Here is a 14,444-nt window from a genome sequence, read left to right as displayed (position 1 = left end):
AGGTTTTGCTTAGAGTGCCCAGTTGACTGGCTGGGCACCCATCTTTTCCAGCGCCTGGTTCGCCCGCGAGAACGGACGGGAGCCGAAGAACCCGCGGGAGGCGGACAGCGGCGACGGGTGCGGCGACTCGATGCGCGGGGTGTCGCCCAAGAACTTCGCGGCCGTCTGCGCGTCACGGCCCCACAGGATGGCCACCAGAGGAGTGTCGCGGGCCACCAGTGCTTCGACCGCCGCCTGCGTCACGGCCTCCCAGCCCTTGCCGCGGTGCGACGCCGGCGCACCCGGACGCACGGTGAGCACCCTGTTCAGCAGCAAGATCCCCTGCTTCGACCACGAGCTCAAGTCCCCGTCCTTGCGTGGCGGAACGCCCAGATCGTCCTGCAGCTCCTTGTAAATGTTCACCAACGAGCGCGGCGCGGCCACCCCGGGCTGGGTGGAAAACGCCAGCCCCATCGGATGCCCCGGTGTTGGGTACGGGTCCTGGCCCAGGATGAGCACGCGCACATCCTCGAACGGGTCCGCAAACGCGCGCAGAATGTCGTTGCCGCGCGGCAGGTACTCGCCCTCGGCGCGCAGGAAATCGCCCATGGCGTGGATCTGATCCTCCACCGGCGCCAGGGGCGCCTGCCAGGATTCGTGTACGGGCAACATTAAAAGCTCTCCCATCCGGTGTCGGTGGCGGGCGCGGAGCCGTCGATACGCACGCCCTGCTTCTTGGTCACCGCGCCGATGGAGCGGAATCCCACCGGCGCGGAGCCTTCGATGGTGCCGATGAGCGTGTGGTCCTCCCCGCCGCCGAGCACCCACTCCCAGGGGTCCATGCCGAGCAACTCGCCGGCCTCTACCAACAGCTGGTCGGGGGCGATCGCGTTGGACGCGAGGTCGATGCCGACCCCGGACGCCTCCGCGAGCTGGGTGATGTCCCGGATCAGCCCATCCGAGTTGTCCGTCATGGAGCACGCCCCCGCCGCGCGCGCCACCACCCCGCGGCCCGGGGTCAGCTCCGGCACCTGGTGCGCGGCGACCAGCGGCTCCAGCTGGGACGGGATGTCCACGCCAGCCTGCAGCAGCGCCAGCCCCGCCGCGGAGTACCCGATGCGCCCATGCGCGATCACGCGGTGCCCCGGGCGCGCCCCGTCCAGGGTCAGCGGCGGGCGGTTGCCGCCGAGCGCGCCCATGGCGGTTACGGACACCACCAGGTAGTCGCCGCCCGTGACGTCACCACCGACGAGCTCGCAGGCGTAGTCCGACGCCATCTCGCCCACTCCGCGCGCAAGTTCCTCCAGCACCTTCGCCGGGGTGTCCGGGTGCGCGGAGACCGCCATCAACGCCGCGATCGGGCGCGCGCCCATCGCCTCGATGTCCGCGAAGTTCTGCAGCGCCGCTTTGCGCCCCAGCAGGTACGGCGTGGTGGTCTGTGTGGTGAAGTGGCGGTCCTGCACGAGCATGTCGGTGCTGGCCACCACGCGGGAGTTCGGCGCCGCTTGGGTGAGCACCGCGGCGTCGTCGCCGTTGAGCGGGGACGGCGCCTGGGCGCGGATGAGCGCAATGACTTCGCGCTCGCCGAGCTCGCCCAGTGTCGGCCCGCCGGTGGGAAAGCCTGTCTCGATCACGTCTGCGCGCACCCTTTCACTAGACTCAGCCGCCATGGGTTCCACGGCGCATGATGCTCAATTTAACCGCACCACCATCTACGTCAGTCTTGGGCTGGCGGTGGCGCTGGTGCTCGGCGTGCTCGTCGGCGCGCGCGTGTTCTTCAACCGCGTCGCATTGCAGCCGGTGGCGATGACGGAAGTTCCCGCGCCCGAGGCATCTTCCTCAGAGTGCACATCGCTTATCGACGCCCTCCCGCCCACCCTCGCAAGCCTCGAACGCGCCGAACTGGCCGAGCCCGCGCCCGAGGGAGCCGCCGCGTGGCAGGCCTCCTCCACCGAGCGCATCACCCTGCGCTGCGGCGTGGACGCGCCCGCACAGTACACCCCGTACGCGCAGACCGAGGACATCGACGGCGCCCGCTGGCTGCGCGTCAACGATGCCACCCCGGGCTCCACCCTGGCCACCTGGTTCACCGTGGACCGCTCCCCCGTCCTCGCCGTCACCGCCGATACGCAGCAGCTTCGCGACGGCACCGCCCCCGTCGAAGGCCTCGACACCGCAGCGTTGACCGGCCCCGCCCCCGAGCAGCGCCCCGCCCCGCTCGCCGACCTCGCCGCCGGCGCTGACGCTGGCTCTGACGCCTGCGGCAGCCTGCTCGCCGCGGCTCCTGAGTCCATCGCTGAGGGCTACACTCGCGTCGACGCCGTGAGCGAACAGACCGTGGCCTGGTCCGCCGCAGGCCAGGACGCGATCGTGCTGCGCTGCGGAGTCGCCGACCCGGAGAACTACGGCCCGGGCGCACGCCTGGACCAGATCAACGGCGTGCCCTGGTTCGAAGACGTGAAGCTGGCCAACGGCACCACCGCCTCCACCTGGTACGCGATGGGCCGCGACGTGCAGGTCGCGGCGTCGTTGCCGCAGGTGGAGAGCAACGAGGCGATCACCAACCTGACCAACCTCATCGCCGAGCACACCGCGCAGGCCTAGCTAGCGCAGCGCGGTTCGGATCAGGGTGTCCAGCAGCTGCGGGTAGTCCACGCCCGCGGCGGCCCACACCTGCGGGTACATCGAAATGGCGGTGAAGCCGGGCATAGTGTTGATCTCGTTGAGCACCGGCCCGTTGTCGGTGACGAAGAAGTCCACGCGCGCGAGCGACTTGCAGTCCAGCGCATGGAAGCACGTCACCGCCATGTCCTGTAGCTGGGCGATCAGCTCGTCGGAGTACGGCGCCGGGATGGTGGCAGTGACGCCTTCTTCGAGGTACTTCGTCTCAAAGCCGTAGAAGCCCTCAGCGGAGTCCTCGGTGCCGTTGAGTTTGGCGGGCACGGATGCGGCGATGGTGCCGTCGGGGCGCTCAAGCACGCCGACTTCCACCTCGTCGCCGACCAACTCGGCCTCCACGATGACCTTGCCGTCGGACTCGAGCGCGAGCGACACCGCGTCGGGCAGCGCATCCCAGCTGGTCACCTTGGACACGCCGATAGAAGACCCGCCGTTGGCCGGCTTCACAAACACGGGCAGACCAAGATGCGAGCGCTCCGCCTCGGTCAGCTCGCGCGCGCCGTTCAGGATCACCTCGCGCGTGACAGGAATCCCGGCCGCCGCCACCAGCTTCTTCGTGTACTCCTTGTCCATCCCGCACGCGGACGCCAGCACGCCCGGGCCGACGTACGGCACCCCGGCCATCTCCAGCAGACCTTGGACCGTGCCGTCCTCGCCGTATTTGCCGTGCAGCACCGGGAAGACGGCGTCGATGGTGGTGATGGTCTCGCCGGAGGTGACGTCGTAAAGCAATCCCTTGCGCTGCGGGTTCAACGAGAGCGCAACCTCGCGCCCAGGCTTGACGACGGGAAGCTCCGCCCCTTTAGCCGGATTCGCCACACCCTCAACCCAGATACCTTCCTGCGTGATGCCGATGGGAACCACCTCGTACTCGGCGGGCATGTGCGACATGACCGAGTCGGCGGAGATGCAGGAAATCGAGTGCTCGGTGGACATGCCACCGTACAAAACAGCTATGCGGATCACGGGGAGCTAGCCTACCGGGCGCTACTCCGCTTTCTTGCTGCGACCCATCAGCGCAGCGATGACGTCCGCGACCTTCATGCCCTCGTGGCACACCGAGAACACGCCCTGGGTAATGGGCATCTCCACAGAGTGCTCTTCCGCGAGCTGGAAGATGCTGCGCGAGGACACCACGCCCTCCGCGACCTGGCCTTTGGTGGCGGCGCGGGCCTCGTCCATCGTGGCGCCTCCACCCAGCGCGGCGCCGAACGTGCGGTTGCGCGACAGCGGGGAGGCGCAGGTGGCCACCAGGTCCCCCATGCCCGCAAGGCCGGCGAAGGTGCGTGCGTCCGCCCCGAGCGCCGCGCCGAGTCGGGTGATCTCCGCCAGGCCGCGGGTGATCAGTGTGGCCTGGGTGTTGTCTCCCAAGCCTTGGCCGGCGGCCATGCCGCAGGCGAGCGCGATGACGTTTTTGGTGGCGCCGCCGATTTCACAGCCCACCACGTCGGTGTTGGTGTACGGGCGCAGGTAGTTAGTGGCGCACGCGGCCTGGACCAGCTTGGCGCGGTTTTCGTCGGCGCAGGCGATCACGGTCGCGGCCGGCTGCTCCTCGGCGACCTCGCGCGAGAGATTCGGCCCGGACAGCACCGCGATCCGCTCGTTTTCTACGCCGGTGACTTCCGCGATGATTTCGCTCATGCGCAAGTGCGTGCCGGATTCGACGCCTTTGGAGATGGAGACCAGCGTGGCGTCGCCAGGCAAATGCGGCGCCCAGCGGGTGAGGTTGTCTCGCATGGTCTGGCTGGGCACGCCGAAGACGACTATCGCCGCGTTCTCCAGCGCCTTGGCGGCGTTCGAGGTGGCCTGGATCGCCGCCGGGAGTTCGATGCCGGGCAGGTAGTCGGGGTTTTCCCGGGTGTCGCGGATTGTGCGTGCGAGCTCCTCGCGCCGCGCCCACAGGCTCACGGGGTTGCCCGCGTCCGCGAACACCTTGGCAAGGGTGGTCCCCCAGGAACCGGCGCCCAGTACTGCCACGTTGACCATCAGTGCGTCCTCCCAGCGTTTTTCAACCGCTACAACGTACCACCCCGCCCGGACCCCGCCCGGACGTAGCGCGCCCGCCGAGTCTGCGACACAATGGAACGTATGCCAAATGACGACCGCCAACTGCACGAGCAGGACAAGGACACGCGCGGCGAGATGTTCCTCACCGGGCGCCTGCAGGAAATCCCCAACCACCCGCAAAGCGAGTTCAAGCGCACCACGCTTGCCGCCGGCGCGGTGCTCTGGCGCGGCGACCTGGCACAACCTGACTCGCTGGAGGTGGCGTGCATCCACCGCCCGCACTACGACGACTGGTCGTTGGCCAAGGGCAAGCTGGACCCGGACGAATCCCTGGTGCAGACCGCGGTGCGCGAGATCAAGGAAGAAACCGGTTTCGACGTGCGCCTGGGCAAGCTGTTGGGCAAGACGGTCTACCCGGTGAAGAAGACCACGAAGGTGGTCTACTACTGGACCGGCGAGGTCACCGGCGGCGAGTTCGAGCCCAACGACGAGGTGGACGAGATCCGCTGGCTGCCTCTCGACGACGCCTGCGAGCTGATGACCTACGACTTAGACCGCCAGGTGCTGCACAAGGCGAAGAAACGCTTCGCCACCCCGGCGGACGCACGCGTGCTGTACGTGCGCCACGCCCGCGCGCACGAGCGTGAGAAGTGGTCCGGCGACGACAACTTGCGCCCGTTGGACAAGAAGGGCCGCCGCCAATCCGAGATGCTGATCCCGCTGCTCAGCGCATTTTCCCCGGAGCGGATCTACTCCGCGGCGCCGGAGCGTTGCCAGACCACCGTCGCCCCGCTTGCGGACGAGCTGGGCATCGACGTGGCCGTGGATGCGCGCTTCGGCGACGAGGCCTGGCTGTCCGACATGGTCGGCGCGCAGCGCGCCTTCACCGAGGTGATTGAGCAGGGCGGCACCTCCGTGGTCTGCGCCCAGGGCGATGTCATCCCGGGCATGATCGCCTGGCTGTCTGCGCAGGGCACCCTGCCCATCGACTCCGACATCCACGCGAAGAAGGGCTCCGTGTGGGTGCTGAGCTTTCACGGCGGCCAACTCACCGGAGCCGACTACGTCCCGTCCGCACTGCCGGTGCTGTAGCAACAGAAAGGAACGGATTTTCTTATGACTTCCCCCACCCCCACCGCATTCCCGCCGGTGACGCAGGAGCGCATCGCGTCCACCCTGGAGGCGATGGATCTGAAGTACTTCCGCGAAGACGGCGGCGAGTGCCGCACCGCCTTTCCCGGCCTGGTGGTCTTCTTCGAGGTCGAACGCGAGGGTTTCAAGGCCACGTCCAGGTGGATGGCGGTTGTGGATCAACCGGAGGACGTCGAGAAGCTTCGCGAGTTCGCGAACGTGATGAACCGCACCCTGCCGCTGGTGCGCGTGCACCCGGTGCTGCGCCAAGACGGCACCGCCATCGCGATCATGGAGGCGCCGTTCTTCTCCGGCGACGGTTTCGCCGACACGCAGCTGCGCGAGATGTGCGAGTATTTCTTCTCCGCCATCCACCACGTGGCCGGCCAGCTGCGCGAGACCTTCCCGGGCCTCGAAGAATCCTTCAACGACGGCGCTAAGGAGGCGTAACACCCATGAGCAACGACACCTTAAAGCCCCTGTCCATCCAGCGCGTCAAGGACGTCTTTGCCAAGCAGGGCTGGCAGTTTGACGAGGCAAGCGAGTTTGCCATCCGCACCGGCTTTTCCCGCATCGGCCTGGAAATCGCGCACATCGCCCCGAACATCAACGTGATTTCCTCGGTCGCGGTTGATTCCATCGGCGCGGACCGCTACGAGGACATCCGCAGCTGGGCCGAGCAGTACAACTACACCAAGGCCTACCCCACCGTCACCGCTTTGAAGGATGAGGAGCGCGGCGTCACCGCCTTGGGCGTGGCCTACAGCCTGCCCGGCCACTGGGAGTACACCGACGCCCAGTTCGAGTCCCACATCCTCACCGGAATCCAGGGCGTGGTGACCGCTTCGCGTGACTTCCTCGCGGAGTTCGCGCCGGAGGTCACCCAGCGCCTCGACGAGGAAGCGCCGCAGGAGTAGCGCTTCCCCCTTTTATCGCACGGCCGGCTTGAACGCCGGCCGTTGCGCTTCGTAGGCCTCGATGGCGTCTTCGCCGCGAAGCGTCAGGCCAATGTCGTCGAGGCCTTCCATCAGGCGCCAGCGGGTGTAGTCGTCCACCTCGAAGACGAACGTGTTGTCGCCGACGGTGACCGTGCGGTCTTCCAGCGACACGGTGGCGGTCTCGCCCGGGTGCTGCTCTAAGTGCTTCCAGATCAGCTCGATGTCGCTTTCGGGCAGGTTCGCGGCCAGCAGTCCCGCCTTTCCGGAGTTGCCGCGGAAGATGTCGGCGAAGCGCGGGCTGAACACGGCGCGGAAGCCGTAATCCATCAGCGCCCACACGGCGTGCTCGCGCGAGGAGCCGGTGCCGAAGTCGGGCCCGGCGAACAGCACGGAGCCGTTTTTGTACTCGTCCTGGTTGAGCACAAATCCGGGTTCGCTTTCGCGCCAGTTGGAAAACAGGCCGTCTTCGAAGCCGGTGCGGGTCACGCGCTTGAGGTAGCGTGCCGGAATGATCTGGTCAGTGTCCACGTTCGAGCGCGTCAGCGGTACGGCGACACCGGTGTGGGTGGTGAATTTCTCCATCTGAGTGCTCCTTTACAGGTCTGCGGGGCTAGCAAGGTGACCGGTGACAGCGGTCGCCGCGGCGACCAGCGGGGAGACAAGGTGGGTGCGCCCGCCGGGTCCTTGGCGTCCTTCGAAGTTGCGGTTGCTTGTCGACGCACTCCGCTCCCCCGGCTTCAGCTGATCCGGATTCATGCCCAGGCACATCGAGCACCCGGCAGTGCGCCACTCGGCGCCGAAGTCCGTGAAGACCTTGTCCAGGCCTTCCTCCTCCGCCTGCTGTTTGACCAGCGTGGAGCTGGGCACCACCAGCATGCGGGTGTTTTCCGCGATGGTGCGGCCCTTAACCACCTCGGCGGCGGCGCGCAGGTCCTCGATGCGGGCGTTGGTGCACGAGCCTAGGAACACGGTGTCGATGGCGATGTCGCGCAGCGGCGTGCCTGGGGTCAGGTCCATGTAGTCCAATGCCTTGGCTGCGGACTGCTTGGAGGTCTCGTCGGTGAAGTCCTCCGGATCCGGCACTCGCTCACCCAGGGGCAGGCCCTGGCCGGGGTTGGTGCCCCAGGTGACAAAAGGTGTCAGGGAGGCGCCGTCGATTTCCACCACGGTGTCGAACTTGGCACCCTCGTCGGTGGGCAGCGTCTTCCAGTACTCCACTGCTGCGTCCCAGTCGGCGCCCTTCGGTGCGTATTCCCGGCCTTCGACGTAATCGAAGGTCTTCTGGTCGGGCGCTACCATGCCGGCGCGCGCACCCGCCTCGATGGACATGTTGCAGATGGTCATGCGCGCTTCCATGGACATCTTCTCGATGGCCTCGCCGCGGTACTCGATGATGTGGCCTTGGCCGCCGCCGGTGCCAATCTTGGCGATGATCGCCAGGATCAGGTCTTTCGCGGTGACGCCTTCCTGCAGTTCGCCGGTGACCTCGATGACCATGGTCTTAAAGGGTTTCAGCGGCAGGGTCTGGGTGGCCATGACGTGCTCCACCTCGGAGGTGCCGATGCCCATGGCAATGGAGCCGAACGCGCCGTGGGTGGAGGTGTGCGAGTCGCCGCACACGATGGTCATGCCCGGCTGTGTGATGCCCAGCTGCGGGCCGACGGTGTGCACGATGCCTTGCTTGACGTCGCCCATCGGGTGCAGGGTCACGCCGAATTCCTCGCAGTTCTTGCGCAGCGTGGCCACCTGGGTGCGCGAGGTCGGCTCCGCAATTTCGAGCAGCTGGCCGGAGACGATCCCTTCGGTGGGCACGTTGTGGTCTTCGGTGGCCAGGTGCAGTTCCGGGTGCCGCATCTTGCGGCCTGCCAAGCGCAGCCCCTCGAACGCCTGCGGCGAGGTGACCTCGTGCAGGAGCTGGAAATCGATGAAGATGAGGTCGGGCTCGCCGTTTTCGCCCTGCTTGACCACGTGGTCGCGCCACACCTTCTCCGCCAACGTCAACGGTCTCTCCGCCATAGCAAACTCCTTCGCGTTTCCTCCCTAACTTCCCACATAATGAGATGATAGGATTCGAACTGTGAGACAGTATAACGAAGGATCCGGCATTAAAGTGCTCGACCGCGCAGTAGCAATCGTGGCCGCGGTAGCCAGCGGCGACAAATCGCTCGCAGAGCTCAGCGACGCCACCGAACTGCCCCGGGCCACCGCACACCGCATCGCCACAGCACTCGAGGTGCACCACGTGCTCGCCCGCAACGAACGCGGCGAATGGTCGCTTGGGCCCGCGCTGCCCAGCTACACCGGCGGGCCGTCGCCGAGACTGCTCGCGGCCGCGGCCCCGGTGCTTCGCGATCTCGTCGAGACCACTGGCGAGTCCGCCCAGCTCTACCAACTCACCGGCACCACGCGCACCTGCATCGCCGCCGAGGAACCCGAAAGCGGCCTGCACAACGTGGTCCCGGTCGGCTCCCACTTGACCCTCACCGCGGGCTCCGCCGCCCGCGTGTTCGCCGCCTACGCCCCCGTCGACGCGCCCTTCAACGACGCGGAACTCAAGCAGGTGCGTGACGACGGCTTCGCTGAATCCGTCGCAGAGCGCGAAGTCGGGCTCGCATCGGTGTCCACGCCGGTGTTCCAACCGGATGGCGCGCTGGTGGCCGTGCTGTCTATCTCCGGCCCGGCCGAGCGGCTCGGACCGAGCCCCGCAGCCAAGTGGGGCGCCGCGCTCAAGGACGCCACCGCTCGGCTGAGCGCCGAGCTCTAGCCGAGCTACGGCCTGACACTGGGGGCGCCAACGGGCCCAGACCCGGGGCGTTTCCCTAACGCTCCATTCGAGGGTACGCTCGCCACGTGAGAAAAAGCGTGCAGATTCTTGGACGGGACATTCGTCGCCTGCTGCGCGTTCCCCGGGCCTTCATCATCATCGTCGGCGTGCTCATCATCCCCGCGCTCTACTCGTGGTTCAACATCAACGCCTTCTGGGACCCCTACGACCACACCCAGAACATCCGCATCGCGGTGGTCAACAACGACCGCGGCGCCTCCGCCGAGCGCGTCGGCGAGGTCGACGTCGGCGAGCAGATCACCGAGCAGCTCAAGGACAACGACAAGATCGGGTGGGTGTTCCTCCCCGAGGACGAGGCCCGCGACGGGCTCATGCGCGGCGACTACTACGCCATGTTCCTCATCCCGCCTGAGTTCAGCGAGGACCTGCTGAGCCTGGTCAGCGGCACCTACACGCAGCCGGTGCTGGAGTATTACGTCAACGAGAAGAGCAACGGCGTCGCCCCCTCGATCACCGATGCCGGCGCCTCCGCCGTCGACACGGCCGTGTCCGAGGCCTTCAAGAAGAAGGTCGGCGAGGCCGCGGCGACCGAGCTGCGCAACACGGGGTTCGCGTCGCGCGATGATGCCGAGGAGGTCCGAGGCAAGGCCTCCGGGAGCTTCGGCCAGATCGCCGCCGACCTCGACGCCTCCCAGGGGCGGGTGGCCACGATGAAGCAGAGCATCAGCGGGGCGCGCCCGGTCGTCGCCGAGCTGAACACCCTCGTCGGCTCCGTCGACGACACCCTCGGGGCCGTGGACTCCTCCCTCCGCGAGGCCGAGGGGATCATCGCCGAGCTGCAGAAGTCCTCCGCCGGTTTCAGCGCCGACACGTCGACCGCGCTCGTCGAGTCCGCCAACGCGCTCAGCCTCGGCGCCGCCTCCGCCAACGCCTCCATCGCGGAGGCGACGGGCCAGCTCGGCACCGCCCAGGGGCGGGTGCGCTCCGCCGTCGGCGAGGTCGACGGCGTGGTCAAGCAGGGCGAATCCGCCGCCGCGCAGCTGCGCGCCATGTCGGCCGGGGCCGCCCTATCGCCCGAGGTCCGCGCTCAGCTCGACGCCGCGGCCAGCGCGCTGGAGGAGCGTACCGCCGCCTCCCGCGCCGTCCTCGACGGCCTGAACAACGTGGACCGCAGCGCGGGCGCCGCGCTGGCGTCGATAGGCGAGCTCGGTGACTCCCTCGGGGCCGCGACCGCCGACTCCAACGCCGCAGCGCGCGACGCGAGCAAGCAGCTCGGCGAGTCCGTGCCCGCGATCAACGCCTCGCTCGCGCAGGCCTCCGGCAGCGTCGCCTCCGTGCGCGGCGCGCTGAGCAGCCAGCGTGCCCTGCGCGAGGAAACGACCTCCCTGCTCGCCGGGGTGGACAACCAGCTCGCGGCCAGCCTCAGCATCCTCGACGAGGTCTCGGGCAACCTCGGCACGCTTGCCGACGGCGCCCGCTCCGCCCAGTCCGACATCAACGCCCTCCTGGCCACCTCCGACTCGGAGGCCCTCAACACTGTCACGAACCTCAACTCCACGAAGATCGGCGAGTACATCTCCTCGCCCGTCACCGTCGAGCAGCAGGCCCTCTTCCCCACGGAGAACTACGGCAGTTCCATGGCCTCCTTCTTCACCAACCTGGCCCTGTGGATCGGCGCGTTCGTGCTGACGATCATCTTCCGCGTCGAGGTCGACACCGAGGGCTTCCGCCGCCTCACCGTCGGCCAGGCCTACCTCGGCCGCTTCCTCCTCTTCGCCACGCTCTCGGTGCTCCAGGCCGTCGTGGTGACGCTCGGCAACGTCGCCTTCGGGGTGCAGATGCAGTCCGTCACGGCCTTTCTCGCCACCGCAATCGCCATCGGGGTCGCCTACACGGGGATCATCTACTCCATCGTTTCCGCGCTCGGCCACATTGGCCGCGGCATCGCCGTCTTCCTCGTCGTCATCCAGATCCCGGGCGCGTCGGGCCTCTACCCCATCGAGCTCATGCCCGACTTCTTCCGCCACATCTACCCCTTCCTCCCCTTCCGCTACGGCATCGACGCGATGCGCGAGACCATCGCCGGGTTCTACGGCCATCACTACCTCCGCTTTTTGGCGGCGCTTCTCGCCATGTCCGCCGCGGCCTTCGCCCTGGGGTGGCTGTTCCGACTCACCTCCTCGCACGCCAACCTCCTGTTCAACCGCCAGCTCGCGCGCACGAACCTGATAACGAACGAGGAGGTGGAGGTCATGGGCTCGCCCTACCGCGCGTCCGACATCATGGCCGCCCTGTCGGACCGGGATGAGTTCCGCGGGGGCGTCGAGAAGCGGGCGCGGATGCTGCGGGAGAACTACCGCACCCTCATCTTCGGCGGGATCGGCGCGGGCGTTGTCGGCATCGCCATCATCACCCTGCTGACCATGCTCCTGCCCACCGACAAGACGATCATGCTGGCCATCGTCGTCGCCTGGTCGCTGCTGGTCGTCCTCTACCTCGGCGCGGTGGAGTACTTCACGCAGAGCCTCGTCGACGCCGAACAGGTCTCGCGCCTCGGTGAGGCCGAGCTGCGCGACGCCGTGATCCACCGCCACGACTCCGCCGGCACCAGCATCACCATCGGGCCCGCGGATGCCGAAAGCGAGGACACCAAATGAGAACCGTCTTCTCCATCGCCTACAACGACCTGCGCCGGCTCTACACCAACGTCATGGCGGGCATCGTCATGGTCGGCCTGATCGCCATCCCCTGCCTCTTCGCCTGGTTCAACGTGCTGGCCACGTGGGACCCATTCGGCAACACCGAGCGCCTTGAGGTGGCGGTGGCCAACACCGACCGCGGCCACACGAGCGATCTCACCCCGCTGGCCGTCAACGTCGGCGACATGGTCCTCTCCCAGCTCTACCGCGACGACTCTATGGACTGGGTCATCACCGATGCCGACAACGCCATCGAGGGCGCGAAGTCCGGTGAGTACTACGCCGCCATCGTCTTGCCGCCCACGCTGAGCGACGACATGTTCACCTTCTACGCCGACGACGCCGAACCCAGCCGGATCGACCTTTACGTCAACGAGAAGAAGAACCCCATCTCCCCGCTGCTCATCGCCAACGGCACGCAGGGCGTCAGCGCCCAGATCAGCGCGTCGTTCACCAGGGCCCTCTCCGAGGTGTCATTCGGGGTGATCGAGACGGCCTCGGACTACTTCAACGAGGCGGAGACCCAGCAGGCGCTCGACTCCATCGAGACGCGCACCGCCAGCGCTCGCGACCAGCTGCTCTCCAGCGCCCGCACCGTCGACGCGCTCGCCACGCTCACAGAGTTGAGCGTGCCGCTCGTCGACAGCGCCGAGCGGATCTCCGGGGCGCTGGGCGACTCTCTCGAGCAGGTCCACCCCGTCGACCTCGGGGTCACCGGGGCGAGCCTCGGCGGAGACGGCGCGGCGCTTGCGGCGGCGCTGGGGGCGACGTCGGTAAGCTTCGCCGCCGTGAGCGAACGTGTCGACCAGCTGCTGGCGGACTCCTCCGCCACCTCCCAGGCCACCGCCGCGAACCTGACGGACATCGCCGCGCGCGTCGATGTCCAGGTGAGGCAGTACACGGCCCTGCGCGACACCATCAACGGGCATGTCGCCCCGGCGCTTCCCCCCGACGCCCAGCCGGGGGTGCGCGCGGTGGTCGGCGACCTCAACGACGCCATCGCCCGCCAGACGGCCGTGCGCGACCGACTCAACGACGCCGCCGCGCACCTCACCGCCGGGCAGGGCGGCCGGGACGGGAAGAACGCTGACCGGCAGGAGATCGAGGTTTCGATCGCCCGGGCCCGCGAGGCGATGGACTCGGCCAAGAATTCCTACGACACGGGGATCCGCCCGCGCCTCGAGGCGCTGTCAGGCTCGCTGGACAACGTCCGCGCGAACGTCGACAAGGCCCGCTCGGACATGGACGGCATCTCCTCTGCCCTGGCCAACCGGCCCGGCTCGCTGCGCGACACCCTCGCAGCCTCCGGTTCGGATCTACGCGACACGGCGGAATCCCTGCGCGCCAACGCGGCGAGGATGCAGGAGGCGCAGCGGTCGATCGCGCAGGCGCGCTCGAGCGGGGACCTGACGAAGCTGGCCGACCTCGTCTCCAGCCACCCGGAAGTGCTCGCCGACGCCCTCGTCGACCCAGTCAAGGTGGAGCGCAAGGAGGTCTTCCCCCGCGTCAGCTTCGGCGCCGGCATGGCCCCGCTCTACACGGTGCTCGCCCTGTGGGTGGGCGCCCTGTTGACGTCGGTGGCCGTGCGCACGGACGACCGCTCCATCGAACAGAACGTGGTCGATCCCGACAACCTCACCGCGGGCCAGAAGTACTTCGGCCGCTACCTGACGTTCGTGACCACCGGCCTGGCCCAATCCACGCTCCTCATGGCGGGGCTCATCGTCTACGTGGGCATCGAGCCCGCGCACCCCTTCCTCCTCTTCATGGCGGGGTGGGTCTCGAGCCTGGTCTTCCACCTAATCTGCTACACGCTGGTGCTCTCCCTGAGCAACGCCGGCAAGGCCGTGGGCGTGCTCATCCTGGTGCTCCAGGTCTCGGCGGCGGGCGGCGCCTACCCGCTGCAGCTGCTGCCGGGCTGGGCGCAGGCGATCAGCCCCTGGCTACCCGCGACCTACTCGATCCGCGCTATGCGCGCCGCGGTCTTCGGCACCTACGGCTGGGACTTCTGGCGAGCCCTCGGCAGCCTCGTCCTCTTCGTGCTGCCTTTCCTCTTCCTCGGCCTCTGGCTGCGCCACCGGCTGCACCACGCGATCGGCCGCATGGACGAGGCGGTCGCCCAGACCAAGGTGATGATGACGTAGGCCGCCCGCCTACAGCTCGATGGTGCCGCGCGCGCGGTGACCAGCCCGCCCACCCAGATGTCGCGGCCGTCGTCGATAAGCA

At 68.0% G+C, this 14,444-nt stretch carries 13 protein-coding genes; 7 read left to right on the top strand and 6 right to left on the bottom strand.

The features are described from left to right. Positions 1 to 9: 9 nt before the first annotated feature. Positions 10 to 651, bottom strand: coding sequence for a uracil-DNA glycosylase (locus CAFEL_RS05060; protein ID WP_228496524.1), 642 nt, complete (start codon positions 649 to 651; stop codon positions 10 to 12). After that, positions 651 to 1,613: a thiamine-phosphate kinase gene (locus CAFEL_RS05055; protein ID WP_290172326.1), complete on the bottom strand. Its 963-nt coding sequence runs from the start codon at positions 1,611 to 1,613 to the stop codon at positions 651 to 653. The genes CAFEL_RS05060 and CAFEL_RS05055 overlap by 1 nt, the downstream gene beginning before the upstream one ends. 34 nt (positions 1,614 to 1,647) lie before the next feature. On the opposite strand from CAFEL_RS05055, the gene CAFEL_RS05050 reads away from it, so the two are divergent. Next, positions 1,648 to 2,583 carry a DUF3515 domain-containing protein gene (locus tag CAFEL_RS05050; RefSeq protein ID WP_194560973.1) on the top strand — a complete coding sequence of 312 codons (936 nt, stop codon included), beginning with the start codon at positions 1,648 to 1,650 and terminating at the stop codon, positions 2,581 to 2,583. Here the strand turns inward: CAFEL_RS05050 and CAFEL_RS05045 are convergent, their stop codons facing one another. Both CAFEL_RS05045 and CAFEL_RS05040 read right to left on the bottom strand, forming a co-directional pair. Next, positions 2,584 to 3,624, bottom strand: coding sequence for a D-alanine--D-alanine ligase family protein (locus CAFEL_RS05045; RefSeq protein ID WP_194560972.1), 1,041 nt, complete (start codon positions 3,622 to 3,624; stop codon positions 2,584 to 2,586). Positions 3,625 to 3,645: 21 nt separating this feature from the next. Further along, positions 3,646 to 4,644, bottom strand: coding sequence for an NAD(P)H-dependent glycerol-3-phosphate dehydrogenase (locus tag CAFEL_RS05040; RefSeq protein ID WP_194560971.1), 999 nt, complete (start codon positions 4,642 to 4,644; stop codon positions 3,646 to 3,648). Between the two features lie 102 nt (positions 4,645 to 4,746). On the opposite strand from CAFEL_RS05040, the gene CAFEL_RS05035 reads away from it, so the two are divergent. From CAFEL_RS05035 to CAFEL_RS05025, 3 genes are read left to right on the top strand one after another with little or no spacing between them, the layout of a single operon-like run. Continuing rightward, positions 4,747 to 5,757 (top strand): NUDIX hydrolase, encoded by a 1,011-nt coding sequence (locus CAFEL_RS05035; protein WP_194560970.1) that lies wholly within the window; start codon positions 4,747 to 4,749, stop codon positions 5,755 to 5,757. Between the two features lie 24 nt (positions 5,758 to 5,781). After that, a complete protein-coding gene (locus CAFEL_RS05030) occupies positions 5,782 to 6,246 on the top strand; it encodes a YbjN domain-containing protein (RefSeq protein WP_034999885.1) in 465 nt (154 codons plus the stop codon). A gap of 5 nt (positions 6,247 to 6,251) precedes the next feature. Beyond that, the gene (locus tag CAFEL_RS05025; RefSeq protein ID WP_194560969.1) at positions 6,252 to 6,713 is read left to right on the top strand and encodes a hypothetical protein; all 462 of its coding nucleotides are present in this window, start codon (positions 6,252 to 6,254) and stop codon (positions 6,711 to 6,713) included. 12 nt (positions 6,714 to 6,725) lie between these two features. Here the strand turns inward: CAFEL_RS05025 and leuD are convergent, their stop codons facing one another. Together leuD and leuC are read right to left on the bottom strand one after the other, a co-directional pair. Next, positions 6,726 to 7,316, bottom strand: a complete 591-nt coding sequence (gene leuD, locus CAFEL_RS05020) for a 3-isopropylmalate dehydratase small subunit (protein WP_194560968.1) — start codon at positions 7,314 to 7,316, stop codon at positions 6,726 to 6,728. 12 nt (positions 7,317 to 7,328) lie between these two features. Further along, positions 7,329 to 8,750 carry a 3-isopropylmalate dehydratase large subunit gene (gene leuC / locus CAFEL_RS05015; RefSeq protein WP_194560967.1) on the bottom strand — a complete coding sequence of 474 codons (1,422 nt, stop codon included), beginning with the start codon at positions 8,748 to 8,750 and terminating at the stop codon, positions 7,329 to 7,331. A gap of 61 nt (positions 8,751 to 8,811) precedes the next feature. Here leuC and CAFEL_RS05010 point away from each other — a divergent pair, with 61 nt between their 5' ends. The 3 genes from CAFEL_RS05010 to CAFEL_RS05000 all read left to right on the top strand — a co-directional run bounded on the left by CAFEL_RS05010 (position 8,812) and on the right by CAFEL_RS05000 (position 14,362). Then, a complete protein-coding gene (locus tag CAFEL_RS05010; RefSeq protein WP_194560966.1) occupies positions 8,812 to 9,498 on the top strand; it encodes an IclR family transcriptional regulator in 687 nt (228 codons plus the stop codon). 86 nt (positions 9,499 to 9,584) lie between these two features. Further along, the gene (locus CAFEL_RS05005) at positions 9,585 to 12,176 is read left to right on the top strand and encodes a YhgE/Pip domain-containing protein (RefSeq protein ID WP_194560965.1); all 2,592 of its coding nucleotides are present in this window, start codon (positions 9,585 to 9,587) and stop codon (positions 12,174 to 12,176) included. Further along, the gene (locus CAFEL_RS05000; protein WP_194560964.1) at positions 12,173 to 14,362 is read left to right on the top strand and encodes a YhgE/Pip domain-containing protein; all 2,190 of its coding nucleotides are present in this window, start codon (positions 12,173 to 12,175) and stop codon (positions 14,360 to 14,362) included. The genes CAFEL_RS05005 and CAFEL_RS05000 overlap by 4 nt, the downstream gene beginning before the upstream one ends. The last annotated feature ends 82 nt before the right edge of the window (positions 14,363 to 14,444 follow it).

It is taken from the genome of Corynebacterium afermentans subsp. lipophilum (genome assembly GCF_030408375.1).
Classification (GTDB): Bacteria; Actinomycetota; Actinomycetes; order Mycobacteriales; family Mycobacteriaceae; genus Corynebacterium; species Corynebacterium lipophilum.
Note: the sequence above shows the minus strand (reverse complement) of the source record. Positions and strands in the feature narration are given on the sequence as shown.

Bases quoted from the DNA above. Each gene is read 5' to 3' on its own strand.
- CAFEL_RS05000 (WP_194560964.1), top strand. From the start codon at position 12,173: ATGAGAACCGTCTTCTCCATCGCCTACAACGACCTGCGCCGGCTCTAC.
- CAFEL_RS05050 (WP_194560973.1), top strand. From the start codon at position 1,648: ATGGGTTCCACGGCGCATGATGCTCAATTTAACCGCACCACCATCTAC.
- leuC (WP_194560967.1), bottom strand. From the start codon at position 8,750: ATGGCGGAGAGACCGTTGACGTTGGCGGAGAAGGTGTGGCGCGACCAC.
- CAFEL_RS05040 (WP_194560971.1), bottom strand. From the start codon at position 4,644: ATGGTCAACGTGGCAGTACTGGGCGCCGGTTCCTGGGGGACCACCCTT.
- CAFEL_RS05060 (WP_228496524.1), bottom strand. From the start codon at position 651: ATGTTGCCCGTACACGAATCCTGGCAGGCGCCCCTGGCGCCGGTGGAG.
- leuD (WP_194560968.1), bottom strand. From the start codon at position 7,316: ATGGAGAAATTCACCACCCACACCGGTGTCGCCGTACCGCTGACGCGC.
- CAFEL_RS05025 (WP_194560969.1), top strand. From the start codon at position 6,252: ATGAGCAACGACACCTTAAAGCCCCTGTCCATCCAGCGCGTCAAGGAC.
- CAFEL_RS05035 (WP_194560970.1), top strand. From the start codon at position 4,747: ATGCCAAATGACGACCGCCAACTGCACGAGCAGGACAAGGACACGCGC.
- CAFEL_RS05030 (WP_034999885.1), top strand. From the start codon at position 5,782: ATGACTTCCCCCACCCCCACCGCATTCCCGCCGGTGACGCAGGAGCGC.